Here is a 24,269-nt window from a genome sequence, read left to right as displayed (position 1 = left end):
GCGCAGCTAACCACAAGTCCCCACGCAACCTGTCAACCGCGAGAGCGTGGGGAATCGGGTGCGCTGGGCCGGCGGAGGCGGGCGAGACAGCGCTCGGGGCCGGCTGCCCGGGCGGGCGGCCGGCCCCAAGGGCTGGAGTGGGTGCGAGCGGCCGACCCCTGAGGGCCGGCGTGGCTGCGAGCGGGTGGCGTCAGTCGGTGGAGTAGGCGAGGTTCGGGCGCAGCCAGCGCTCCACCTCCGCGACAGGCATGCCGCGCCGGGCCGCGTAGTCCTCGATCTGGTCACGTGCCAGCCTGCCGACCGTGAAGTAGCGGGACTCCGGGTGCGCGAAGATCAGCCCACTGACCGCGGCCGCCGGCATCATCGCGAACGACTCGGTCAGGTGCACCCCGATGGCGGACGTGCCGAGCAGCTCGAACAGCTCACGCTTCTCGCTGTGGTCCGGGCACGCGGGGTAGCCGAGGGCCGGCCGGATGCCCCGGAACCTTTCGGCGTGCAGGTCCGCCAGCTCCGGCTGGGCGTCCGGCTCGAACCATTCGCGGCGGGCCTTGAGGTGCAGATATTCGGCGAACGCCTCGGCGAGCCGGTCGGCCAGGGCCTTGACCATGATGGCCCGGTAGTCGTCCTGTTCGGCCTCGTACCGGTGGGCCAGTTCGTCGGCTCCGTGGATGGCGACGGCGAATCCGCCGAGGTGGTCGCGCGGGGAGCCGGTGGTGGGGTCGGCCGGGGCGATGTAGTCGGCCAGGGACCGGTTGGCGCGGCCGGCCGGTTTCGCCGTCTGCTGGCGCAGCATCGGGAACGAGAAACCGTTCGCCAGCTTGATGTCGTCGCCGTCGGCGTGCGCCGGCCAGAAGCCGTAGACGCCCCGCGCCTGGAACGAGCCGTCCGCGATGATCTGGTCGAGCATCGTGTTGGCGTCGTCGAACAGCTCGCGGGCGACCGGCTGGTCGAGGATCGCCGGGTACTTGCCCTTGAGCTGCCACGCCAGGAACAGGAACTGCCAGTCGATCATGCGGCGCAGTTCCGCGATGGTGGGCGCGATCTCGCGTACCCCGGTGAAGGCCGGCGTCGGCAGCTCGCCGAAGTCGACGGTCTCCCGGTTGGCCCGGGCCTGGGCGAGGGTGAGCATCGGCTGCGAGTGCCGGTTCTCGTGCTGCACCCGCAGGCGCTCCTGCTCGATCCGGTTGGCCTCGTCGAGGGTTTGGGCGCGGGTCGCGTCGAGCAGGTCGGAGACCACGCCGACCACCCGGGAGGCGTCCAGCACGTGCACGGTCGGCCCGTCGTACGCCGGGGCGATGCGCACCGCCGTGTGCTGTTTCGAGGTGGTGGCCCCGCCGATCAGCAGCGGCAGTTTGAGGCCGCGCCGCTGCATCTCCGCGCCGACCGCGACCATCTCGTCCAGCGACGGTGTGATCAGGCCGGACAGCCCGATGACGTCGGCGCCCTCGGTCACCGCGGTGTCCAGGATCTTCGCTGTCGGCACCATCACGCCGAGGTCGATCACCTCGTAGTTGTTGCAGCCCAGCACGACTCCGACGATGTTCTTGCCGATGTCGTGGACGTCGCCCTTGACCGTGGCGAGCACGACCTTGCCCTGCCCGCGGGCGCCTTCCGCCTTCTCCTTCTCCATGTAGGGCAGGAGGTAGGCGACCGACCGCTTCATCACCCGGGCGCTCTTGACCACCTGGGGCAGGAACATCTTGCCGGAGCCGAACAGGTCGCCGACGATGCTCATGCCGTCCATCAGCGGGCCTTCGATGACGTCGAGCGGGCGGGGCAGTTTCTGCCGGGCCTCCTCGGTGTCGGCCTCGATGAAGTCGACGATGCCGTGCACCAGCGCGTGGCTGAGTCGCTTCTCGACGGGCGCGTCCCGCCAGCTGAGGTCGATCTCCCGTTTGGCGCCGCTGCCGGTCACCGTGGAGGCGAACGTGACGAGACGGTCGGTGGCGTCCGGCCGCCGGTCGAAGATCACGTCCTCGACGAGTTCCAGCAGCTCGGCGGGGATGTCCTGATAGACGGCGAGCTGCCCGGCGTTGACGATGCCCATGTCCAGGCCGGCCCGGACCGCGTGGAACAGGAAGGCCGAGTGCATGGCCTCGCGGACCACGTCGTTGCCGCGGAAGGCGAACGACAGGTTGGAGATGCCGCCGCTGGTCCGCACCCCCGGGCAGCGCTGCTTGATCAGCGGGAGCGCGTCGATGAACGCCTTGGCGTAGCCGTTGTGCTCGCTGATGCCGGTGGCCACGGCGAGGACGTTCGGGTCGAAGATGATGTCGGTCGGGTCGAAGCCGTCGCCGACCAGCAGGTCGTAGGCGCGGCCGCAGATCTCGACCTTCCGTTCGGTCGTGTCGGCCTGGCCCTGCTCGTCGAAGGCCATCACCACGACGCCCGCGCCGAAGTCGCGGATCCGGCGGGCCTGCGCGAGGAAGGAGTCCGGCCCCTCCTTCAGGCTGATCGAGTTGACCACGCCCTTGCCCTGCACACACTTGAGGCCGGCCTCGAGCACCGACCACTTCGAGCTGTCGATCATGATCGGGATCCGGGCCACCTCGGGCTCGGTGGCGATCAGGTTGAGGAACGTGGTCATCGCCCGCTCGCTGTCGAGCAGGTCGGCGTCCATGTTCACGTCGAGCAGGTTGGCCCCGCCGCGCACCTGCTCCAGGGCCACGTCGACGGCGGCCTGGTAGTCGTCGGCCTCGACGAGCCGGCGGAACTTGGCCGAGCCGGTGACGTTGGTCCGCTCACCGATCATGACGAAGCCGGTGTCCGGGCCGATCTCGAACGGCTCCAGGCCGCTGAACCGGGTGGTGGGCGCCGGCGGGTCGACGGCCCGGGGCGCGGCTCCGGCCACCGCGGCGGCGACCGCCGCGATGTGCGGCGGGGTGGTGCCGCAGCAGCCGCCGACGATGTTGACGAGGCCGTCCGCGGCGAAGCCGGCGAGCAGCTGGCCGGTCTCCTCCGGGGTCTGGTCGTAACCGCCGAAGGCGTTGGGCAGGCCGGCGTTGGGGTGCGACGCCACGTAGACCCCGGACAGCCGGGCCAGGTCGGCCACGTGCGGGCGCATCTCGGCCGCGCCGAGCGAGCAGTTCACGCCGACGACCAGGGGCTCGGCCCGCTCGATCGAACGCCAGAACGCCTCCACGGTCTGGCCGGAGAGGGTCCGCCCGGAGAGGTCGACGATGGTGACCGAGATCCAGAGCGGGAGCTGCGGCGCCACCTCGCGGGCCGCCGCGATCGCCGCCTTGGCGTTCAGCGTGTCGAAGATCGTCTCGATCAGCAGCAGGTCGACGCCGCCCTCGGCGAGCGCCGAGATCTGCTCCTCGTACGTCGCCTTGACCTGGTCGAAGGTGACCGCGCGGTACGCCGGGTCCTCGACCTTGGGCGACAGCGACAGGGTGACGTTGAGCGGGCCGACCGAGCCGGCCACGAACCGGGGCCGGCCGTCGGCCGCGGCGGCCTCGTCGGCGGCCTGCCGGGCCAGCCGGGCGCCCTGCACGTTCATCTCGCGGACCAGGTGCTCGAGGCCGTAGTCGGCCTGCGCGATGTTGGTGGCGGTGAAGGTGTTCGTGGTGGTGATGTCCGCGCCGGCCGCGAGGTATTGCCGGTGGACGTCGAGGATGACGTCGGGCCGGGTCAGGATCAGCAGGTCGGGGTCGCCGGTGACGTCCTGCGGGTGGTCCGCCGGGATGAGGTCGCCGCGGTAGTCCTCGGGGGTGAGCCGGGCGCCCTGCAGCATCGTGCCCCACGCCCCGTCGAGCACCAGGATCCGCTCGGCGAGCAGCTCACGAAGCTTGCTGACGGTATCTGTCAACGGGACACCTCCGAATAGTCGGAGGCGCCCTTGTGCGGGTTTTTCACCGGTCGAGCGTGACGGGTGGGCCCGCTGCAGCGCCTCTCGGCCGGAGCACCCACGATACCCACCATCTCACTTCGCGTCGGCGTAGGTGCCAACCACTGAGACGTCGAGGGGAAAACGCACCGTGGTCGCCCCGAAGAGCAGCCGGCCGGCCGTCGCCGCGCTCTCGTGCACCGCTGCCACGACGCTTTCCGCCTGCTCGGCGGGGCAGTGCACGACCACCTCGTCGTGCACGAAGAGGACCAATTCGGCGGCGGTCCCTTCCAGTGCTCCACGCAGAGTGGCGAGCAGGACGAGCGCCCACTCGGCGGCAGTGGCCTGAATCACGAAGTTTCGGGTGAATCGTCCCCTAGCCCGTCCGGGTGGTGGCGCCACCTCATCGGGGGGATCGAGCCCCGCGTCCCGGGTGTGGAAGGCGGGTGGGCAGGTGCGCCCGAGCCACGACCGCACCAGGCCGCCGGTCTCCCCGGTGCGGGCGGCGGTCTCCACGTAGTCGAAGGCTGTCGGGTACTGCCGGCGGAGGACGGCCAGGGCCGGGATCGCGTTGCCGCCGGTCTGCCCGTACATCGCGCCGAGCAGGGCGAGCTTGGCCTTGGCCCGGTCGCCGTCGAAGGAGTCGGTGGCCAGGGCGGCGTAGAGGTCGCCGGCGGCGGCAGCGCGGGCCAGCCGCTCGTCGCCGGAGACCGCGGCCAGCACCCGGGGCTCCAACTGGCCGGCGTCGGCGACCACGAACGTCCAGCCCGGGTCGGCCACGACGGCCCGGCGCACCACCTTGGGGACCTGCAGGGCGCCGCCGCCGCGGGCGGCCCAGCGGCCGGAGACGACGCCGCCGGGCACGTATTCCGGGCGGAAGCGGCCGTCGCGCACCCACGCGTCGCACCAGGCCCAGCCGTGCGCTGTCCAGATGCGGTAGAGCTCCTTGAACTCCAGCAGCGGGGCGACCGCCGGGTGCTCGACCCGGCGCAGCACCCAGGCCCGGGTGTTCGGCACGTCGGCGCCGGCCCGGGCGAAGGCGCGGATCACCTCCGCCGGCGAGTCGGGGTGCAGGCCACGGACGCCGAACGCGGCGTTGACCTCGGCGGTCAGCTCGGCGAGCCGGCGCGGCGGGCCGACCGGCTGCGGGGCGCCGAGCAGCTCCCGCAGCAACTGGTCGTGGATGTCGGCGCGCCACGGCAGGCCGGCGTGGCCCATCTCGGCGGCGATCAGCGCCCCGGCGGACTCGGCCGCCACCAGCAGGCGGAAACGGCCGGGGTGCTCGGTTTCCTCGATGCGGCGCCGCTGATCCTCGTACACCTGGAGGAGGTCCTTGATCTCCGGGACCGGGGCCGCGACCGACTCGAAGAGCGCACCCTGGGCGAAGCCGGGCGGCTCGGCGCCGGGCCGCGCCGGATCCGGGGGCGCCGGCAGACCGCGTGCCCTGGCCAGCGCCGCGGCCGGGCTGCGCGGCTCGCCCCACCGCCCGGCGTGCCCGAGCAGCAGCGCCTCGGTGAGCTCGAGGTCATGGCAGCGCGCCACCCGCACCCCGGACCGCAGCAGCGCCGGATAGAGGTCGGTGGTGGCCGCCCAGATCCAGCGCGGGCCGGCCGCGGCCTCCAGCTCGGCGACGGCCGGCGCGATGTCGGCCACGTGCCGCGGCGGCCCGCCGGCGGAAAGCTCCACCAGACTGCCGCCGCGGCCCGCGGGATCGGGTGAGACGGCTACCAACACGCCGCCATTCTCACCCGGGGGTACGACATATCAGTGCGCGCTCGATCCGGCCCACAGGTTGATGCCGGAGTCGGTCGCGTATTTGTCGATCTCCGCCAGCTCGTCGTCGCCGAACGTGGTGTTCTCCAGCGCCGCGACGTTCGCCTCCAGCTGGGCCACGCTGCTCGCGCCGAGCACCGTCGACGTCATCCGCGGATCCCGCAGCACCCAGGCGATCGCCATCTGCGCCAGGCTCTGCCCGCGCCGCTCGGCGATCGCGTTCAGCGCCCGCACCTTCTCCAGGTTCTCGTCGCTGAGCAGGTCGGTGCTGAGCGACTTGTCCTCGCTGGCCCGGGAGCCGGCCGGCACGCCGTCCAGGTAACGGCTGGTCAGCATGCCCTGGGCGAGCGGGGAGAACGCGATGCAGCCGGCGCCGACGTCGGTGAGGGTGTCCAGCAGACTCTCCTCGATCCAGCGGTTCAGCATCGAGTACGACGGCTGGTGGATCAGCAGCGGCGTGCCCAGGCCACGCAGGATCGCCGCGGCCTCCGCGGTCTTGGCCGGCGAGTACGACGAGATGCCCACGTAGAGGGCCTTGCCCGCGCGCACCGCCGCGTCCAGCGCCCCCATCGTCTCCTCGAGCGGGGTCTCCGGGTCGAACCGGTGCGAGTAGAAGATGTCCACGTAGTCCAGGCCCATCCGCTTGAGCGACTGGTCCAGGGACGCGGTCAGGTACTTCCGCGAGCCCCAGTCGCCGTACGGGCCGGGCCACATGTCGTAACCCGCCTTCGTCGAGATGACCATCTCGTCGCGGTGCGACCGGAAGTCCCGGTCCAGGTGCCGGCCGAAGTTCGACTCGGCCGAACCGTAGGGCGGGCCGTAGTTGTTGGCCAGGTCGAAATGCGTGATGCCCAGGTCGAAGGCGCGGCGCAGGATGGCCCGCTGGGTCTCCAGGGGCTTGTCGTCGCCGAAGTTGTGCCACAGGCCGAGCGAGATCTCGGGCAGTTTCAGGCCGCTGCGGCCGGTGCGCCGGTATTCCATGTCAGTTGAGCTCCGCAAGATCGTCAGCAGTCAGCTCCAGCGTAGGCGCCAGGGCGGAGTCCTCGATCGAAGCGGGCCGGCTGGCGCCCGGAATCGGGATCACGACCGGCGACTTGGCTAGGTGCCAGGCCAGACAGACACGTTGCGGGCTCACGTCGTACCTCTCGGCGATCTTCTTGAAAGCCGCCGCGTGCCCGCCCAGCTCGGCCGCCTTGCTGATGCCGCCCAACGGTGACCAGGGCAGGAAGGCGATGCCCAGCTCGGTGCAGAGCTCGAGCTCGGGCTCGGAGGAGCGGAACGCCGGCGAGAACTGGTTCTGCACGGAGACCAGCCGGCCGCCGAGGATCTCCTGCGCCTCGCGGATCTGGGCGGGGTTCGCGTTGGAGATGCCGGCCATCCGGATCTTTCCGGCGTCGAGCAGGTCCCGGATCGCGCCGATCGCGTCCGCGTAGGGAACCCGGGGGTCCGGCCGGTGGTGCTGGTAGAGGCCGATCGCCTCGACGCCCAGGCGCTTCAGGGACGCCTCACAGGCCTGCTTCAGATAGTCCGGTGAGCTGTTCAGCGTCCAGCTGCCGTCACCGGGCCGCAGGTGCCCGCCCTTCGTGGCGACCAGCACGCCGGAGGTGTCCCCACCGTACGAGGCCAGTGCCTTGGCGATCAACGACTCGTTGTGCCCGACCTCGTCCGCGTGCAGGTGGTACGCGTCAGCGGTGTCGATCAGGGTCACCCCGGCGTCGAGCGCGGCGTGGATGGTGCGGATGGAGCGTTCCTCGTCCGGACGGCCCTCGATGGACATCGGCATGCCGCCGAGCCCGATCGCGCTGACCGGTACGTCGCCGATACGACGGGTTTGCATGGGTTCCTCCATCAGGCTTCACCGATTGTCCCCGGTGATATCCCCCGTCGCGGCGAGTCCAAGCCGACTCGACGGACGCGCTGTCCGTCAGGAGGGGGCATGCGATGGTTCTCCCGCCGGCGGACCGGCCTCTTCCCCGCCGATATTCTGCGGCGGCTGGAACTCCTCGGCCGCTATTCGATCGATCCGGAGCACAGCGGCGTCGAGCCCGACGAGATCTGGTCGCCGATCGTGGCGCCGCTCATCGCACCGGCGCAGCGGGACCCGGCCGCCTTCCTCACCGAGCTGGCCGAGGTGGCCGCCGCCGACCGGGGCGGCTTCGCCACCTACGGCGCGGCCGCCCTGGTCTGGGAGGTGCTCGGCCGGGAGGGTGTCACCCACCCGGCCGCCCAGCCGATCGTCGACGCCGGCATCGATTTCAAACTCGCCCGCGGCCTGTCCCGCCTGCACCTGACCGGTTACGAGAACGACCGGCTCTATGAGCGGCAGCAGCGCCCGCCTATTTGACCGCGCCGGCCGTCAGGCCCGCCTGGATCTGCCGCTGGAAGATCGCGTAGACCACGATCATCGGCAGGATGCTCAGCGTCAGCGCGGCGAACAGCGTCGACCACTCAGCCTGGTAACCGGCCTGCGTGGAGATGTTCGCGATGCCCTGGGTGAGCACCCACTTCTGGTCGGCACCCTGCCCCTGCATGATGACCAAGGGCAACAGGTACTGGTTCCACTGCCCGACGATGTTGAAGATCGTGATGCTGACCAGGCCGGACTTCGCCATCGGCATCATGATCTGGAAGAACTTGCGGGTGTGCGACGCGCCGTCCACCGTCGCCGCCTCGTCGATCTCGTGCGGCAGCGACTTGAAGAACGCGGCCAGGAAGAAGATCGTGAACGGCAGCGAGTACGCGATGTAGACCAGGATCAGGCCGAAGTACGAGTTCAGCAGACCCATGTTCTTGAGGATGTGGAACAGCGGGCCGAGCGCCATGAACGTCGGGAACGCGAGTCCCGAGACGAACAGGTAATAGATGAACCGGTTGCCGAAGAACCGGTAACGCGCCAGCACGTACGCCGCCATCGACCCGAACAGCATGGTGCCCGCAGTGCTGAGCGCGACCACGAAGATGCTGTTGAGGAAGTACCGCCCGATGTGCGCCTGGTCCCACGCCGAGAAGTACGTCTCCAGTGAGAAATTCGCCGGCATCGCGAACGGCTCGCCGAGGAAGATCTCGGTGTTGCTCTTGAACGAGGCCAGCACCACCCAGAGCAGCGGCCCGGCGGTGACCAGCGCCCACGCGACCAGCGCGAGGTGCGCCAGGCTGTTGAAGGCGCGGATCTCGCGGTGCTGGGTCTGCTTGGCCTGCACCGGAGCGGCCTCGGGGGGTGCGGTAACGGAAGTGGTCATCGTCGTCCCCGCTCAGACGGATTCGCGCCGGGTGACCCGCAGGGTCATCGCGGCGAAAGTCAGGGTCAGGAAGAACAGCACCACGCCGAGCGCGGAGGCATATCCCACCTGGGAGTACTCGAAGGTGTTGCGGTAGATCATCATGGCCAGCACCGAGGTCGCGCCGTCCGGCCCGCCGCGGTCCACCGTCATGATGTTCACCAGGGCGAACGCGTCGAACGCGGCGATGCCCAGATAGATCCAGCCGACCTGGATGGTGTTCCAGAGCAGCGGCAGCGTGATCCGGAAGAACAGGTTGACCCGGGTGGCGCCGTCCAGCGCCGCCGCCTCGTAGATCTCGTGCTCGATCGAGCCCATGCCGGCCGAGAAGAGCACCACGTAGAAGCCGACCGCCTGCCAGACCAGCACCACCAGGATGCAGGTCAGCGCCCAGCGCTCGTCGGCCAGGAACAGCCAGGGCGACCACGACTCCGGGAAGAGGCCGTTGAGCATGCCGCTCTTGTCCGAGGAGAACACCCGGCCGAAGATCACCGCGACGATGGCGAGCGCCATCAACTGCGGGAAGAAGAAGATCACCCGGTAGACCTTGGAGCCCCAGACGCCCCGGGTCATGCCGCCCTTGGACCCGCCGCCGACGTTGAGCAGGAACGCGAAGACCAGCGCCAGCGCGATCGTCACGAGCGGGAGCAGGACCAGCAGGTACGCGTTGTTCCACAACGACTTCCAGAACAGGTCGTCGTTCCACAGCTTCACGAAGTTGTCGAAGCCGACGTACTTGATCGGCCCGAAGCCCGACCAGCTGGTCAGCGACAGCTGAAACGTCTGGATGTACGCCGCCACCACGAACGTGGCGTAGAGCGCCACCGGCACGGCAAGAAAGCCGATGATGAAGGGGTACTTACCGTGCCGCATGGCGCTCTACCTCACTACTACTAGGCGCGGGTCTGCTTCTGGACCGAGGAGTCCTTGGCGATCGCCTGCGACGCCGCCTCCATCCGGTCACAGAACTTCTGCGCGTCGCCGCCCTTGAACATCAGGTCGTTGACCGCGCTCAGCGACTCGTCGTTGAGCTTCTTGTACCAGGTGTCGAAGAGGTAGCCCATGAAGACGTCCTTGCCGGCCGCCGCGATCGCCGCGCTACCGCTGGTCAGGCCGGGAGAGATCTCCACGCCGTCGGCGGCGCCGGCCACCACGGTGAGCGACTTGGTGAGCTTGGTGAACTCGAGCGCCGCCTCCTTGGAGAGCATGACCCGCAGGTACTCCATGCCGCCGCGCGGGTTCTTGCCCTTCGACGAGGCGAAGTAGATCTCGCCGGCCGCGGCGTTCAGCGCGGTCGCCGGGAGCTGGTCCGAGGCAGTGACGCTCGGGTACGCCGCCACCGCGTACTGGAATCCGGGCGGGGTGTCCTTGGCCTGCTCGTTCTCCAGCCAGGAGCCGCACGGGTAGAAGGCGACCTTGTCCTGGTTCTGGCGCAGCTGGACCTCGGTGTGCTTGAGGCCCTGGAACGACTTGTCCAGGTACTTGTTGCCGATCTCGCCCCAGGCCTTGGCGGCCTCGAGCACGGCCGGGGCGGTCCACGCGCCCGGCTTGAGGTTGTCGATGTCCTTGAGCGCCTGCTCGCCGCCGATCTTGCCGGCGCTGGTCAGCAGGGCCCGGACCATGTAGTACGCCGCGTTCGAGCCGGCGTAGCCGAACGGCACGATGCCCTTGGCCTTGATCTGGTCGCAGAGCGCGGTGAAGTCGGCCCACGTGGTGGGGACGGTCCAGCCGTTCTTGTCGAACAGCGTCTTGTTGTACCAGAGACCGAAGACGGTGTACGCGTAGTTCACCGCGTACGGCTTGCCGCTGTAGGTGCCCTGCTCGACGGCTCCCGGCACCAGCGTCTCGGCGACGGTCTTGCCGGGGATGTCCCAGGACGGGGCGGCGAACAGGTCGGTGAGGTCCTGCGCCTGGCCGGCGGCGACGATCGCGCCGAAGTCCATCATCTTCGCGCCGGAGTTGTTGATCATGTCCGGCGCGTCGCCGGCGTTGAGCCGCGGCTGCACGACCGTCGAGATCTCCTGCGTGGCGGAGTAGTTGACCTTCGACTCCGGCCACTTCTTCGAGTAGAGCGGGGTGTCCACGTCGGTCGCGTACTTGGTGCCCAGACCGCCGTCGAAGATCACGATCTCGATCGGCGCCTTCGGGTCGATGCCGAGCGGGTTGTCCGCCGACTTGGTGCCGGAGGCCTGGTTGCCCGTCTCCTCCTCGCCACCGCCCACACAGGCGCTCAGCATGCCCACGGCGGGAGTGGCGGCCAGGCCGACCGCGGCAGCGCGGCGCAGCAGGGTACGGCGGTCGAGCTCGGAGTGCGTTATCTCAGACATCGATGTCCTTTCGTAAAGATTCCGGGAGAATACTCATCCCTTGACTGCGCCCGCGGTCAGCCCCGTGGCGATGTTGCGCTGGATCAGCAGGAAGAAGACCACCACCGGAATGGAGGTGATGATCGCACCGGCCATGAGGGGGCCCCAGGCGGTACCGCGCTCGGTCTGGTTGTACAACAGCCAGGCCATCAGATTTTGCTTCTCGGGACTGTTCAGGGTGTTGATGATGATGAACTCGTTCCACGCCTGGATGAACCCGTAGACCGAGGTCGCCACCAGGCCGGGGCCGGTGAGCGGCAGGATGATCCGCCAGAACACCTGGGCCCGGGTACAACCGTCGATCATCGCGGCCTCGTCCAGCTCCCGGGGGATGCCGGAGATGAAGCCGCGCAGCGTCCACACCGTGTACGGCAGCAGCAGCACCAGGTACACCAGCGCCACGCCGACCAGCGAGTTGGTGAGATTCGCACCCTGCAACATCAGGAAGAGCGGGATGAGCAGCGCCAGGAACGGCACCAGCTGCACCGCGAGGACGACCAGAATGATCGCCTTGCGGCCGTAGAAGTGGAAGCGGGCGATCGCCAGCGCGGCCAGGAAGCCGACGACCAGGGCCGCCGCCACCGCCATCGCCGTGATGATCAGGCCGTTCACCATGGCCGGCAGGAACAGCTCCTCGCCCAGCGCCGACCGGAAGTTGTCCAGCGTCGGGTTCTGCGGCAGGAACGTCGGCGTGAAGCTGCGGACCTCGCTGTCCGGCTTGAACGCCGTGTTGAGCACCCAGTACACCGGGAACAGCATGAACAGTCCGAAGACGATGCCGGTGGAGTTCGCGAAGAACGTACCGATGCGGCTGCGGCCGACGGTGACCACACCTTCGTCGTGGCGCGCCATCAGTCCACCTCTCCGATCTTGAACATCTGGCGGATGTAGAAGACCATCACGCCGAACATGAGCAGCACGGTGATCACCGCGATGGCCGAGCCGTAGCTGTACCGGGACTGCCCGAAGGCCTGGGTGTACGAGTACGTCGACAGCGTCTGGTAGACCGGCTCGGGGTGGCCGTCACGCAACGCCCAGTTCTGCGTGAAGAGGCCGAAGTTCCAGATCACCGACAGCGTCGTGACGATCGTCAGCAGCGGCTTCAGGATCGGCAGCGTGATGTTGCGCAGCGCCTGCCAGGGCGAGGCGCCGTCCACGGTGGCGGCCTCGAGCAGCTCCTTGGGGACCTGGGTGAGGCCCGCGCTCAGCGAGATCGCTAGGAACGGGATGCCGGCCCAGACCACCAGCGTGGTGATGACCGCCCAGCCCTCCCACGGGTTGACGAACCAGCTGTGGTTGGCGAAGTCGACGCCGGGGATCTTGTCGATCACGTAGTTCAGGACGCCGAAGTCGGAGTCGGTCAGCCAGCGGAACGCCTGCGCGGCGACCAGCTGGGGCAGCGCCCAGACGAACATCATCGCGATCATCATGAACAGCCGGACCTTGGCGTGCACCCGGCGCATCAGCAGCGCGATGCCGAGGCCGAGCAGGACCGAGAGGGTGACCGAGACGACGGTGAAGGCGGCGGTACGCGCCACGACTCCCCAGAACACGCCGTCGGTCAGCGCCTTCGAGTACTGGTCGAAGCCCACCCACGGCGGCGCCAGGTCGGTGATCAGCTCGCGCAGCCGCATGTTCTGGAAGGAGAGCTCGATCATGCGGAACAGCGGATAGCCCAGCATCGCCACCAGGATCAGCAGCGTGGGCAGCGAGAGCAGCCACGGCACCCGGGACTCGCTGCGGCGCGGGCGACGCTTGCGGTGCGGGGCCGGGGCCGGCGGGGTCTGCTGAGGCGGCGCCGGGGTCGTCGGGAAGTCGACGGCGGTCATCAGTGATCCTCTTCCACCTGGTCAGGTGTGGCGCCCGGCCCGCGAGCCGGGCGCCACCTGGTCGTCAGGCCTCGTTGAGCGTGGCGTTGATCTGCTCGTCGGCCCACTTGGCGCCGTCGGCGACCGTCTTCTTACCGGTCAGGATGTCGGTCAGCATGGTCTGCAGCACGGCACCCTTCTCCACGTCGGCCCACTTCTCGGCGTTCGGCGGGAACCAGCTGGCCTTCGCGGACAGCGCGGCCGGCGCGATCGCCGGGTTGTCCGTGGCGGCCTTGTCCAGCAGCGCGGTCGAGTTCGGCAGCGCGGAGGCCTTGATCAGCCCGTCCATCGACTTGGCGTCGGTGAAGTGCTTGATCCACTGAGCGGCGAGCTCCTTGTTGGCGCTCTTCTGGGTCACACCGAGGTTCGAGCCACCGAGGAAGGAGGGGACCTCCGGCATCGGCGCGGCGGCCAGCTTGCCCTTGACCTTGGTCGGGACCAGCTCCGAGTTCGGGTCGTTCGGGTCCTTGCGGACCTCCTCGGCCACACCCTGCTCCCAGGCGTTGCCGTAGAACATGCCGCCCGAGCCCTGCGCGAAGATGCCGGCCTGCTCGTTCTCGTTCTTGGTGACGTCAGCCTTCGAGTACTTCTTGACCATGTCGACCCACTTCTGCAGACCCTCCTGGGACTGCGGCGAAGAGAGCTGGCCGACCCACTTGTCGCCGTCCTTCGTGGCGATCTCGCCACCGGACGACTTCACCCAGGACATCGCGGCGTACCAGTACTGGCCCGGCATGTAGACCGCGCTGAACTTCTTGTCCGCGGCGTTGCCGGTCTGCAGCTTGTCGGCGGCGGTGAGGAAGTCCGCGTAGGTCTTCGGCGCCTCGGCGATGCCGGCCTTCTGGAACAGGTCCTTGCGGTAGATCAGCACCCGCGCGCCGGCGTAGTACGGCACGCAGTAGGTCTTGCCGTCCAGCTCGCAGGCGCCCGAGAGACCCGACAGCCAGGTGTCGGAGTTCTCGAAGTCGCCCTTGTTCAGCTCGGCGAAGCCGCCGTTGAAGACGTACTTGGAGAACTCGGTGTTGCCGAGCTCCACGACGTCCGGAACGTCCGCGCCGGCCAGCGTCGCGTCCAGCTTGGTGAGGTGGTTCGCCCACTGCTGGTACTCGACGTTGACCTGGGCGCCGGTCGCGGCGGTGAACCGCGCGGTGGCGTCCTCGACCACCGGCTTCCAGGCCGTCTCGGCGTCGACCATGAGCCAGACCTTGATGGTCTTGCCCTTGCCGTCGACGGCGCCGGTCGCCGAGGTGGCGCCTTCGTCGTCGGCCCCGGAGCCGCCACACGCGGTGGCTCCGAACAGCGTCGCCGCGAGCGCCGCGGCTACCGCGATCTTGCGCTTCACTTTTCCTCCCGAGGGGAATTTTTTCTTTTTGGTGGAGATCAGGCGTCTTTCACAGCCTTGTGCCCGTGCACGGCCTGAGCCGTGCGCTGGAACGCGGCATGCGAACGTTCGTGGGTGCGTTGCGCGACGGCGACATAGAGCAGGTCGAGCACGACCAGCTGCGGGTGGCGGGCGCTGAGCGCGTCCGGCCGGAAGGTCGTCGCCTGGGTGGCGGTGAGCAGGACGATGTCGGCGAGCTCGGCCAGCGGGGATCGGGGGAAGCTGGTCAGCGCGATGGTGGTGGCGCCCCGGCTGTTCGCCTCGGCGAGCAGCTCGATCGTCTCGCCGGTCTCGCCACTGTGCGAGATGCCGAGCGCGACGTCGCCGGGCCTCGACAGCGCGGCGCTGGCCAGACCGTTGTGCACGTCGGTCCAGGCCCACACCGGGATGCCGATGCGGTGCAGACTGAACTGCATCTCCTCGCCGACCAGCGCGCTTCCGCTGGCGCCGAAGATGTTCACGCGCGGCGCGGCGGAGATCGCCACCGCGGCCCGCGCCACCTCACTCAGATCCAGCAGCGAGGCGGTGTCGTGCATGGCCCTGGTGTCGGCCGCCATGATCTGGCCGAGCACCCGCTCGAGCGGATCGTTCGGCTGGATCTCACGGCCGATGTCCACCGTCCACCCGGCCGAGCGCGCCCGGCCGGTCTCCGCCGCGATGCCGAGGCGGAGGTCCGCGTACCCGTCGAAGCCGACCGCCCGGCAGAACCGGGTGATCGTCGCGGGCGAGGTGCCGCTGCGCTCGGCCAGTTCCACGATCGTGGCCCGGGAGGCGGCGGCGGGGTCGGAGAGCACCTGCTCGGCCACCCGCTGCAGCGCGCCGGTGAACTCCGGCAGCAGCGTGCGAACCCGCAGCAGAACGCCGTCGGAGGGCAACTCGGTCGCGATCTTCGGGCTCCCGTTGTGGGCAGCTGAGCTGCTCGCCTTCAGGGCGGCGTCGCGAACCAGCGAGTCGGCCACCGCGGTGATTGCGGCGCCGTCCATCTCCGGCTCAGCCATCGGACACCCTTTCAGGAAGGACTGTTTACTGTCGCGGTAAAAGTTCTTACTAACCGCCCCCTCATGTCAAGCGCCTGGGTGAAGTTTTCAAACCGTTACCTGACCTGCGGCGATGAACTGATGTTTCGCGCACCCCGGATGACGGTCATCGATCCGGAAACATCCCTTACGACGTGGCCGCCATCACATGCCCCGGTAATACCCGTTATGTCATAGGCCTTTCGGCCGACGCTCGGCACTCCGTTCGACCCCCGCGACCTAGCACTTTCGGTCAATCCCGGTGACGCGGCGAAACCTCGTCGTCACACCCGAAACAAGATCAAAAAGTTTTTCGTACGGACGACGACTGCACCAACCGCAACCACGCGTCCCGGCCGGTCGCGAGGAACGCCAGTCGCCCCCACACCGATCGCCCGGCCGCCGGCCGGGTCGCCCAGCGTGTGAAGTTCGGGTGCGCTACGCGCCCCAAATCCCCACACACCGCTCCAGCCGCCCTGCGTGTGACGTTCGGGCGCGCTGCGGCCCGGCCTGCGTGTGAAGTTCGGGCGCGCCGCCGCCCGGCCTGCGTGTGAAGTTCGGGCGCGCCGCCGCCCGGCCTGCGTGTGAAGTTCGGGCGCGCTGCGCACCCGAACTTCACACACGCCGCTGGGGCGCGGCGTGCGTGGGGATTTCGGGTGAGGCCTACTCGGCGGTGTCCTGGACCGCCTGGGCGAACGCCTCCGACCGGTGCTCGAAGTTGCGGAACCGCCCGTAGCTCGGCGCCGCCGGCGACAACAGCACCACGCCACCGGCCGGCGTCACCTCACGAGCCAGCCGCACCGCGTCGAAAAGATCCTCCGAGGGCACCGTCCGCACTCCCGGCAGCTCCGCCAGATCGGCGAGGATCCGCGGCCCGCTGTCCGGCATCCCGATCACAGTCAGTGTCCGGCTAGCCAAAAACTCTCGTAACGGTCCGTAATCCAAGCCGCGATCAGTTCCGCCGACCAACACGGTGAGTGGCCGATCCTCGTACGCCTCGATCGCGTGCATCGCCGAATACGGACTCGTCGAGAGCGTGTCGTCGACGAACGTCAGCCCGGACCCGTCCTCGATCTCGGTGAGCCGGTGCGGCAGCCCCCGGAACGACCGTACGGCCTCCTCCAAGGTCTCCCGCAGCCCCACGACGTCAAGGCCCATACCGTCCAGCACCGCGAGCGCCACACACAGGTTCCGCTCGTTGTGCCGGCCCTTCAGCGCCAGCGCCTGCCGCGGGAACAGCTCCTGGTCACTGCAGAAGACGACACCGTCCTCGACCCGGAACCGGGAGTCCTCGGCGGCCGCCGGCACCGGCGGGAACCCACTCGCGTCGGTCACCCCGCGGATCTCGTCGCGCAGCCGCTCATCAACCCCGTTCACCACGATCAGTTCCGGACGGTGGCGCAGGATATTCAGCTTGTCCCGGTAGTACTCCCGCTCCCCGCCGTGCGCGTCCAGGTGCTCCGGGAACAGCGAGGTCACCACCGCCACCCGCGGCGAGTCCGTCAGATCCGCGCACTGATAACTGGACAGCTCCAGGACGTACAACTCGGCCTCGGGCAGGTCGAGCAGCGGGATGCCGATGTTCCCCCCGTACGCGTTCGGTCTACCCACCGCGGCCAGCAGGTGGCTGATCAGGCTGGACGTGGTGCTCTTGCCCTTGCTGCCGGTCACGCCGACGGTCCGGTCGGCGTTCGCGGCCATCCACAGCGCGCTGCCACCGGTCACCGTGATGCCACGAGAGCGCAACTGGAGCATGTACGGGTGTGTCTGCGGCACGCCGGGTGACCTCACCACGACCTCCGCGCTGGCCAGCGCGGCGAACGCGTGCTCACCCCCGGCCAGCGGCGCCAGCGTGGCCAGCTCACCGGTCCATTCCACGGAGAGATGATTCGCGCTGTCGTCGACCGCGATCAGCCGGGCCGGCGCGTGCTTCGCGATCGCGGTCACCGCGGCGCGGCCCTCCCGGCCGGTGCCCCAGACCGCCACCGAGCGGCCACGCAGATCTGCCAGGCGCACGTCGTCTCCCTCAACCGGTTCGCAGCCGCACCCGGACTACCATTGCCCGGCTGGCCACTGTTGCCCTGTCGGCCGCACACTGCCCGTCGGCCCGATGTTGCGTGTCGGCCTAATATTGCCCGTCGGCCGATTGACAGGAGTTTCCGGGTGCAGTTCGACGTGATGCGCTTCCCTACGTACTCGTTCGACCCCACCACCGGCGTGGCGGCGTTCGACTACGTGCTCGACGGCCCGGAGCCGCTCGAGTTCACCGAGACGATCACGTTCCCGCTGCCGAACGGCCGGGACGTGCCGGAGGCGTTCCTGCGCGTCCTGGACCTGCTGCACGTCGTCGCCGGCGTGAGCTACTACAAGGTCGGCGCCCCGCCCCGGGTGCTGGCCCCGAAGCCGGTCGCCCCAGAGGTCGCCGAGTTCTTCACCGCCGTCTACACGTCCGGTCTCGCCGAGTACGCGTACCGCAACCAGCTCCCGCACGTGCTCGAGCTGACCGTCGAGACGCCCGGCACGATCCCCGCCGCGGCACCGGTCGAGGCCCAGGGCCGGCCGCTGTCCGCGGTCGGCGGCGGCAAGGACTCCATCGTCACCCTGGAAATTCTGCGTTCGGCCGGGCTCGACCCGGTGCCGTTCTCGGTCAACCCGAACCCGGTGATCGAGAACGTGAACGCCGCCTCCGGCCTGCCCGCCCTGGCCGCCCGACGCAAGCTCGACCCCCGCCTGTTCGAGCTGAACAAGGCCGGCGCGCTGAACGGGCACATCCCGGTGACCGCGATCAACTCGCTGATCGCCGTCGCCACCGCGGCCTGGCACGGGCTCGGCCCGGTGGTGATGTCCAACGAACGGTCCGCCTCCGACCCGAACCTGATCTGGAACGGTCACGAGGTCAACCACCAGTGGTCCAAGGGCGTGCTCGCCGAGGGTCTGCTCCGGGCCGCCGTCACCGCGCACACCGGCCTGGTCGACCCGTACTTCTCACTGCTGCGCACGCTCTCCGAGCTGCACATCGCCCAACTCTTCGCCAGTCACACAGCGTACGACGACGTCGTTACCAGTTGTAACAAGGCGTTCAAACTTCACGACCCGACGGCCCGCTGGTGCGGTGACTGCCCGAAGTGCCGTTTCGTCTTCCTGGCCATGGCCCCGCACATGCCCCGGGAACGGCTCACCCACATCTTCGGCCACGACCTGTTCGCCGGCACCGCCCAGATCCCCGGCTTCCTGGAACTGCTCGGCGTCGACGCCCACAAGCCCTTCGAGTGCGTGGGCGAGGCCGAGGAGTGCCTGGTGGCCCTCTCCCTCCTCACCGACGACGCGCCGGTCCTGGTCGCCCTCCGCGCGGCCGTCCCCGCCTCGGCCTGGTCCGCCGCCTCCCACTCCACCGTCTTCACACCCGGCGGCCCGCACCACATCCCCCCGACCTACCTGAAGCTCCTTACCGAGGCGGTCGCCGCCCACCGCCTCCCCTGACCGCCGCTCCCGCCCTCGGTGGCCGCACCAGCTCCCGGCCTCGGCGGCCCGCCGCTCTCGGCCTCTCGCGCCGATGCGGCCAAGGATCATGCGCCACCGCCGGGCGGGCGCGCTCGGCCGGCAGCCAGGCAGGGAAAACGGCCGAGGATCATGCGGCGCTGCCAGCTGGGCGGGGTCGGGGGGCGGGAGGGTGGCGGTAGCGTTTCGCGGGTGATGGATGGGATCTACACCGGGAATGCGGACCCGGACGCGCTGGCGGATCACGGGTGGCTGCTCGGGCACTTCAAGCCGGAGGGCGACCTGCGGCACAGCACGGAGGTCGAGATCAAGTGGGGGCGGCATCCGCGGGGTGACCGGCGGGCGCGGTGGGTGCGGGGTGAGCATCGGACTGCGCTGCTCGTGCTGATCAGCAGGTGTTTCCACATGGAGTTCCCGGAGCGCACCGTGGTTCTCGACAAGCAGGGTGACTACGTGGTGTGGGGGCGGGGCGTGGACCACTCCTGGTACGCCGCCGAGGAGTCGGTGGTCCTCACCGTCCGGTGGCCGTCGATCCCCGGCTACGCCGTCCGCTGACGCCACCCGCCCAGGCACAAGCAGCGCGAACCTGCGCACCTACACGTGTCAGAGGCCGTCCAGGACCACGCGCAACGCCGCGAAGCCAGCGGGAGCGGCGTCTGGGCGGGGGTCAGGCGTACGTCACTGGTTGGGGTCGTCGTGGTGGATCCGGGAAGTGGCGACTCCCAGTTGCTGCAGGGCGGCGCTGGTCGCGGCGAGCATGAGGGGTGGGCCGGCCAGGTAGACCTCGTGGCCGGACCATTCGCCGTAATCGGCTACCGCGTCAGTCACCAGGCCTGACGTGTAGGGGCCGGGGTCGCCCTCGGCCACCACGGGGACGACGGTGGCGCGGGGCGCGGCCTGGGCGACCGCGGTGAGGTCGTCGATGTCGTAGAGCTCGTCGAGGTCGCGCACGCCCCAGAACAGGACGGCGGGGCGCGGGTCGGCGGTGGCGGCCAGCTCGGCGAGCATCGCTTTCATGGGGGCCACGCCGGTGTCGCCGGCGATCATCAGGACGCCGCGGCCGAAGTCGGCGGGCAGGCCCATCTCGCCGTCGGGGCGGGCGATCCGGACGTGGTCGCCGGCGCGGGTGTCGTGGACGAGGGTGCCGCTGACGCCGGTCTCGGTCTTGGCGCGGACGTGGAGTTCGACGATGTCGTCGTGGTGCAGGGTGGCGGCGAGGGAGTACGGCCGCCAGACGCCGGGCACCGCCGGAACCTCGATGCGGGCGAACTGGCCGGGGCGGTAGGGCATCGGCAGGTACGGCCGGAGCCGGATCACCGCCAGGTCGGGGCGGCGCAGGTCGTGCGAGACCACCTCGGCGTCCCACACAGTCGGCTGGTACGCGACCTGCGCCCCGCCGTGCACGATCCACTCGTAGGTGTGCTGCCACGTCCAGCGCCAGGCGTGGTCGAAGTCCTGGCGCCACGCCCCCGGGGCCATCCCGGCCCGCATCGCCTCGGCGAGGGCGGCGCCGACCAGGTGGAGCTGTTTCCACTGCACGCCGCATTCGGCGAGCACCGCGCCGAGCCGGGTGCACCCGGCGACCAGGGTGGGTGGGTCGTCCATCTGATGGACGAGCCAGGTGAGCGCCTCCGCGAGTTCGGCGCGCTGGGTCTGCGGCGTGCCGGGGAGGACGGCGAGCAGGTCGGGTTGTGCCTGGAGCAGCGCGTGCCAGAGCCGGTCGGCCACCTCGCCGGTGCCGCCGGCGAAGGTCAGGCTGGTGCTGAGCAGCCGTTGGGTGTCGCGGAGCGCGGCGTCGTCGGCCGGGTCCATGCCGTCGGCCGGCCGGTCGGCGCGGAGCGGTTTCCGGGCGGCGGGGCGCGGACCGTACTGCGGTGTGGGCTGGAAGGCCGGGAACTCGGTGCCGGCGCCGCCGATCGGGCGTGGGCCCTCCAGCGGTGGGATGCCGGGCACCGGGGAGGACGGGCCGGCGGGGTTGACGCCGGTGAGGGGCAGGCCGCCGTCGCGGCGGGCACGGGAACGGTCGCCGGCCCGGCGTGCCTCCAGACCGGCGCGGCCCAGGGTGGCGCCGGGGTCGCCGCGCCACAGGATGTCCGCGGTGCCCCGGTTGATCTTCTCTTCGGGCGTGGGCGCGGAGGCGGCCGAGGCCGGGCGCGGCGGGATGCGGCGTGACGACGACCGCGGCGGCTCGGACCGGTAGACGGGCATCGGCGCCGACGGCCGAACCGAGGGGTTCGCCCGCTCAACCTTCTCGATCTCTTTGCCGCCGCTCAGCTCGGACAGCGCCGCAGCCGTGTCGGTCGCCCCCGCCTCGGCGGCGTCCGGCGCGTTCTGGCGCAGCCGGATCGCCCGCAGCAGAGCGAGCAGATGCGGATCCGATGCGGGTCCCGAGCCGGATGCCACAGACACCCCCGATGAACGACGAGCAAGCCGGACATCTCCACGGTACTCAGACGTCGTCGTCCCGGCCCAGTTCCCAGAAAGCTACCGCTGCCGCGGCTGCCACGTTGAGCGAATCGACATCACGCCGCATCGGGATCCGCACCGGGACGTCGCTGGCGGCGAGCGCGTGCCGGGACAGACCGGGCCCCTCGGCGCCGAGCAGCAGCGCGGTGCGGGCCCGCTGCCCCGGTGTCAGCCGGTGCAGGGCCACCGCCTCCGGCGCCGGCGTCATCGCGAGCACGGTGAAACCGGCGTCCCGGACCCGTTGCAGGCCGTCCGGCCAGGGTTCCAGGCGGGCGTACGGCACCGCGAACACCTCGCCCATGCTGACCCGGACGCTGCGCCGGTAGAGCGGGTCGGCGCACGTGGGTGAGAGCAGCACGGCGTCGACGCCGAGCGCGGCGGCGCCCCGGAAGACCGCGCCGATGTTGGTGTGGTTGTTGACGTCCTCCAGGATCGCCACCCGGCGGGCGCCGGCGATCACCTCGTCGGCGCCGAGCAGCGGCGACCGGTGGAACGAGCCGAGCACGCCCCGGTGCACGTGGAAGCCGGTGGCGCGTTCCAGCACGTCCGGCGTGGCGGCGTAGATCGGGGCGTCGTCGAGGTCCTCGATCTGGGCGGTCCGCTTCGCGTCGATCAGGTACGACCGGGGGCGGTACCCGGCGCGCAGCGCCCGGCGCAGCACCAGCTCGCCCTCGGCGATGAACAGCCCGTTGGGCGGCTCCCACCTGGTGCGCAGCTCCAGGTCGGTGAGCGCGCGGTAATCGCCCAGACGGTCGTCGTCAGGGTCGGTGATCAGGTGTATCTCGGGCACGGCCAGCGATTATGTCAACGCGGCCGGCAACCGTCACGAACGGGGCAGCAACCGTCCCCCGGTCCAGGCCAGGCCCGTCCCGGCGGCGAGCAGCAGCAGTGCGCCGACGGTCGGGATCGGCCGGGACACGTAGGTGCCGGCGGCCATCGTGACGGCGGCGAGCATCAGCAGCACCCCGTCGGCGGGGTTCACCAGCTTGGAGCGGAACACCGCCCAGCCGAGCAGCAGCAGGCCGGTGCCGGCAATCGACCCGGCCACCCGCAGCATGCCGGTCACCTGCCCGGCGGCCAGCGGGCCGTTCACCACCACGGCGCCGGAGGGCATCGCGGCCAGCGGCAGCAGCAGCGTGGCGCCGGCCAGCGTGACCAGCAGCCCGGCCAGCGCGCACCGGCGGGTCCGCGAGCCGGCGAGCAGCCCGGCCAGGGCGATCAGGGCGATGACGGCCAGCCAGCCGGCGAGCAGTCCGACGGCGAGCGGGCCGGGTGGGCCTTCCACGCCGAGGGTGAGCCACCCGTACAGGACGGCGGAGAGCGGCAGGGCCCAGAGGGCGAGACGCGCGTACCTTCGGACCGACCAGATCCACACCGCGTCGCGTACCGGAAGATGGTGACCGTCGACATCGAAGCCGGCGGCCGGGGTCGCGGCGCCGACCCACGCGGGAGCGATCCGCAGGGGCCGGCCACTAGCTGTCTGATGCTGGCTGATGCTCATGGCTCCGCCTCGTGCAGCAGGGGCAAAAAGCCGAGCGGCCGGGGGCACCGGTCGGGAGTCCTGCTGCGAAGCATGCCAAAGAACTGTGACGAATCTGGTAAAAATCAGAAAAGTCGGCGCCGGTCCCGAGCAGGGGACCGGCGCCGTCCGGGAAGCGTCAGGCCTTCTCCACCCGATCCGCCTCGTGATAATCGGCGCTGCCGAGCGCGGACGCGGGCGGGATCGCGGTCGGCGCGCCCAATGCGGGCAGCGCGTCCTGACCACCGCCGGCTTCGGCCTCCGCAGCGCGTACCTCTTCGTTGATCTTCTTCGCCTCAGCCGCGGCAGCGTCCGCGGCCGCCGCCGCCTCGCGTTCCACCGCGCCCGAGTCGACGGCCGCGGTCGGCGTGTCACCGACCATGTTGGCCAGGCCGCCCAGCGCGCCGCCGAGACCCTCCAGGGCCTTGTTCAGCTCGGCCGGCACGATCCAGACCTTGTTGGCCGTGCCGTTGGCGATCTGCGGCAGCGCCTGGAGGTATTGGTAGGCGAGCACCTTCTGCGACGGGTTGGCCGTGTGGATCGCGTCGAAGACGGTCCGGATCGCCTTGGCCTGGCCCTCCGCCTGCAGGATGCGGGACTGCCGGTCACCGTCGGCACGCAGCACCGCGGCCTGCTTCTCACCCTCGGCGGTCAGGATCGCCGCCTGCTTGTGGCCCTCGGCGTTGAGGATCGTGGCGCGGCGTTCCCGCTCGGCGCGCATCTGCTTCTCCATCGAGTCGCGGATGCTGGGCGGCGGCTCGATCGCCTTCAACTCGACCCGGGTGACCTTGATGCCCCACCGGCCGGTGGTCTCGTCGAGGACGCTGGAGAGATGCTTGTTGATCTGATCGCGGCTGGTCAGCGCACGCTCCAGGTCGAGTGAGCCGATCACGTTCCGCAGCGTGGTGACGGTGAGCTGCTCGATGGCCTGGAGGAAGTGGGAGATCTCGTAGGTGGCCCGCACCGGGTCGACCACCTTGAAGTACAGCACCGTGTCGATCGAGACGACCAGGTTGTCCGAGGTGATCACGGGCTGCGGTGGGAAGGAGACCACCTGCTCGCGCATGTCCACCTTGGTGCGCACCGCGTCGACGAACGGGATCAGCAGGTTCAGGCCCGGCGACAGGGTGCGCTTGTACTTGCCGAGCCGTTCGATGACGTCCATCCGCTGCTGCGGGACGATGCGGACGGACTTGACGAGGGTGGTCACCGCGAAGACGGCGATGACTATGGCCAGAACAGCGAGGATGACTTCCATGACGCCTCTCTGAAGTT

The 24,269-nt window shown here is 69.9% G+C and carries 19 protein-coding genes; 3 read left to right on the top strand and 16 right to left on the bottom strand.

Annotated features, from left to right (window positions below):
* Positions 1-190 precede the first annotated feature (190 nt).
* The 4 genes from metH to AC0NH5_RS21465 all read right to left on the bottom strand — a co-directional run bounded on the left by metH (position 191) and on the right by AC0NH5_RS21465 (position 7,439).
* Positions 191-3,811, bottom strand: coding sequence for a methionine synthase (metH, locus tag AC0NH5_RS21480; RefSeq protein ID WP_474406520.1), 3,621 nt, complete (start codon positions 3,809-3,811; stop codon positions 191-193).
* Positions 3,812-3,925: 114 nt separating this feature from the next.
* Complete coding sequence (locus AC0NH5_RS21475) at positions 3,926-5,563, bottom strand: bifunctional 3'-5' exonuclease/DNA polymerase (RefSeq protein ID WP_474406518.1); 1,638 nt, start codon at positions 5,561-5,563, stop codon at positions 3,926-3,928.
* 30 nt (positions 5,564-5,593) lie between these two features.
* Positions 5,594-6,583 carry an L-glyceraldehyde 3-phosphate reductase gene (gene mgrA, locus AC0NH5_RS21470; RefSeq protein ID WP_474406516.1) on the bottom strand — a complete coding sequence of 330 codons (990 nt, stop codon included), beginning with the start codon at positions 6,581-6,583 and terminating at the stop codon, positions 5,594-5,596.
* Position 6,584: 1 nt separating this feature from the next.
* Complete coding sequence (locus tag AC0NH5_RS21465) at positions 6,585-7,439, bottom strand: aldo/keto reductase (protein WP_474406514.1); 855 nt, start codon at positions 7,437-7,439, stop codon at positions 6,585-6,587.
* A 99-nt stretch (positions 7,440-7,538) separates the two neighbouring features.
* Between AC0NH5_RS21465 and AC0NH5_RS21460 the strand changes: the two genes are divergently transcribed.
* The gene (locus AC0NH5_RS21460) at positions 7,539-7,946 is read left to right on the top strand and encodes a hypothetical protein (protein ID WP_474406512.1); all 408 of its coding nucleotides are present in this window, start codon (positions 7,539-7,541) and stop codon (positions 7,944-7,946) included.
* On the opposite strand, the gene AC0NH5_RS21455 is transcribed toward AC0NH5_RS21460, so the two are convergent.
* The 8 genes from AC0NH5_RS21455 to murD form a co-directional block, all read right to left on the bottom strand.
* Positions 7,939-8,841 carry a carbohydrate ABC transporter permease gene (locus tag AC0NH5_RS21455; protein WP_474406509.1) on the bottom strand — a complete coding sequence of 301 codons (903 nt, stop codon included), beginning with the start codon at positions 8,839-8,841 and terminating at the stop codon, positions 7,939-7,941. The two genes, AC0NH5_RS21460 and AC0NH5_RS21455, sit on opposite strands and share 8 nt — an antisense overlap.
* 12 nt (positions 8,842-8,853) lie before the next feature.
* Positions 8,854-9,753, bottom strand: coding sequence for a carbohydrate ABC transporter permease (locus AC0NH5_RS21450; RefSeq protein ID WP_474406506.1), 900 nt, complete (start codon positions 9,751-9,753; stop codon positions 8,854-8,856).
* A gap of 20 nt (positions 9,754-9,773) precedes the next feature.
* A complete protein-coding gene (gene ngcE / locus AC0NH5_RS21445) occupies positions 9,774-11,207 on the bottom strand; it encodes an N-acetylglucosamine/diacetylchitobiose ABC transporter substrate-binding protein (protein WP_474406504.1) in 1,434 nt (477 codons plus the stop codon).
* Between the two features lie 33 nt (positions 11,208-11,240).
* Positions 11,241-12,098 carry a carbohydrate ABC transporter permease gene (locus AC0NH5_RS21440; RefSeq protein WP_474406502.1) on the bottom strand — a complete coding sequence of 286 codons (858 nt, stop codon included), beginning with the start codon at positions 12,096-12,098 and terminating at the stop codon, positions 11,241-11,243.
* Entirely contained in the window at positions 12,098-13,075 is a 978-nt protein-coding gene (locus AC0NH5_RS21435) for a carbohydrate ABC transporter permease (RefSeq protein ID WP_474406501.1), read from the bottom strand. Before AC0NH5_RS21435 ends, AC0NH5_RS21440 begins: the two co-directional genes overlap by 1 nt.
* A 64-nt stretch (positions 13,076-13,139) precedes the next feature.
* On the bottom strand, positions 13,140-14,456 hold the full coding sequence (locus tag AC0NH5_RS21430; protein ID WP_474406499.1) for an extracellular solute-binding protein: 1,317 nt from the start codon (positions 14,454-14,456) through the stop codon (positions 13,140-13,142).
* A gap of 38 nt (positions 14,457-14,494) precedes the next feature.
* Entirely contained in the window at positions 14,495-15,493 is a 999-nt protein-coding gene (locus AC0NH5_RS21425; protein ID WP_474406496.1) for a MurR/RpiR family transcriptional regulator, read from the bottom strand.
* Between the two features lie 681 nt (positions 15,494-16,174).
* Positions 16,175-17,527, bottom strand: a complete 1,353-nt coding sequence (murD, locus tag AC0NH5_RS21420; protein ID WP_474406494.1) for a UDP-N-acetylmuramoyl-L-alanine--D-glutamate ligase — start codon at positions 17,525-17,527, stop codon at positions 16,175-16,177.
* A 162-nt stretch (positions 17,528-17,689) separates the two neighbouring features.
* Between murD and AC0NH5_RS21415 the strand changes: the two genes are divergently transcribed.
* Together AC0NH5_RS21415 and AC0NH5_RS21410 are read left to right on the top strand one after the other, a co-directional pair.
* The gene (locus AC0NH5_RS21415) at positions 17,690-18,991 is read left to right on the top strand and encodes a MurL-like N-terminal domain-containing (RefSeq protein WP_474406650.1); all 1,302 of its coding nucleotides are present in this window, start codon (positions 17,690-17,692) and stop codon (positions 18,989-18,991) included.
* A gap of 213 nt (positions 18,992-19,204) precedes the next feature.
* Positions 19,205-19,564: a cupin domain-containing protein gene (locus tag AC0NH5_RS21410; RefSeq protein ID WP_474406648.1), complete on the top strand. Its 360-nt coding sequence runs from the start codon at positions 19,205-19,207 to the stop codon at positions 19,562-19,564.
* Between the two features lie 123 nt (positions 19,565-19,687).
* Here the strand turns inward: AC0NH5_RS21410 and AC0NH5_RS21405 are convergent, their stop codons facing one another.
* The 4 genes from AC0NH5_RS21405 to AC0NH5_RS21390 form a co-directional block, all read right to left on the bottom strand.
* Positions 19,688-21,412: an FAD-binding oxidoreductase gene (locus tag AC0NH5_RS21405; protein ID WP_474406492.1), complete on the bottom strand. Its 1,725-nt coding sequence runs from the start codon at positions 21,410-21,412 to the stop codon at positions 19,688-19,690.
* Between the two features lie 46 nt (positions 21,413-21,458).
* On the bottom strand, positions 21,459-22,256 hold the full coding sequence (locus AC0NH5_RS21400; protein WP_474406646.1) for a TrmH family RNA methyltransferase: 798 nt from the start codon (positions 22,254-22,256) through the stop codon (positions 21,459-21,461).
* Positions 22,257-22,298: 42 nt separating this feature from the next.
* A complete protein-coding gene (locus AC0NH5_RS21395; protein WP_474406490.1) occupies positions 22,299-22,976 on the bottom strand; it encodes a hypothetical protein in 678 nt (225 codons plus the stop codon).
* A 157-nt stretch (positions 22,977-23,133) separates the two neighbouring features.
* On the bottom strand, positions 23,134-24,252 hold the full coding sequence (locus AC0NH5_RS21390; RefSeq protein ID WP_474406488.1) for an SPFH domain-containing protein: 1,119 nt from the start codon (positions 24,250-24,252) through the stop codon (positions 23,134-23,136).
* Positions 24,253-24,269: the final 17 nt, after the last annotated feature.

The organism is Actinoplanes sp. 13 (assembly GCF_056134165.1).
Note: the sequence above shows the minus strand (reverse complement) of the source record. Positions and strands in the feature narration are given on the sequence as shown.

Coding starts and splice junctions, on each gene's coding strand:
- mgrA (WP_474406516.1), bottom strand. CDS start 6,583: ATGGAATACCGGCGCACCGGCCGCAGCGGCCTGAAACTGCCCGAGATC.
- AC0NH5_RS21465 (WP_474406514.1), bottom strand. CDS start 7,439: ATGCAAACCCGTCGTATCGGCGACGTACCGGTCAGCGCGATCGGGCTC.
- AC0NH5_RS21460 (WP_474406512.1), top strand. CDS start 7,539: ATGCGATGGTTCTCCCGCCGGCGGACCGGCCTCTTCCCCGCCGATATT.
- AC0NH5_RS21455 (WP_474406509.1), bottom strand. CDS start 8,841: ATGACCACTTCCGTTACCGCACCCCCCGAGGCCGCTCCGGTGCAGGCC.
- AC0NH5_RS21450 (WP_474406506.1), bottom strand. CDS start 9,753: ATGCGGCACGGTAAGTACCCCTTCATCATCGGCTTTCTTGCCGTGCCG.
- ngcE (WP_474406504.1), bottom strand. CDS start 11,207: ATGTCTGAGATAACGCACTCCGAGCTCGACCGCCGTACCCTGCTGCGC.
- AC0NH5_RS21440 (WP_474406502.1), bottom strand. CDS start 12,098: ATGGCGCGCCACGACGAAGGTGTGGTCACCGTCGGCCGCAGCCGCATC.
- AC0NH5_RS21435 (WP_474406501.1), bottom strand. CDS start 13,075: ATGACCGCCGTCGACTTCCCGACGACCCCGGCGCCGCCTCAGCAGACC.
- AC0NH5_RS21425 (WP_474406496.1), bottom strand. CDS start 15,493: ATGGCTGAGCCGGAGATGGACGGCGCCGCAATCACCGCGGTGGCCGAC.
- AC0NH5_RS21415 (WP_474406650.1), top strand. CDS start 17,690: ATGCGCTTCCCTACGTACTCGTTCGACCCCACCACCGGCGTGGCGGCG.
- AC0NH5_RS21410 (WP_474406648.1), top strand. CDS start 19,205: ATGGATGGGATCTACACCGGGAATGCGGACCCGGACGCGCTGGCGGAT.
- AC0NH5_RS21395 (WP_474406490.1), bottom strand. CDS start 22,976: ATGAGCATCAGCCAGCATCAGACAGCTAGTGGCCGGCCCCTGCGGATC.
- AC0NH5_RS21390 (WP_474406488.1), bottom strand. CDS start 24,252: ATGGAAGTCATCCTCGCTGTTCTGGCCATAGTCATCGCCGTCTTCGCG.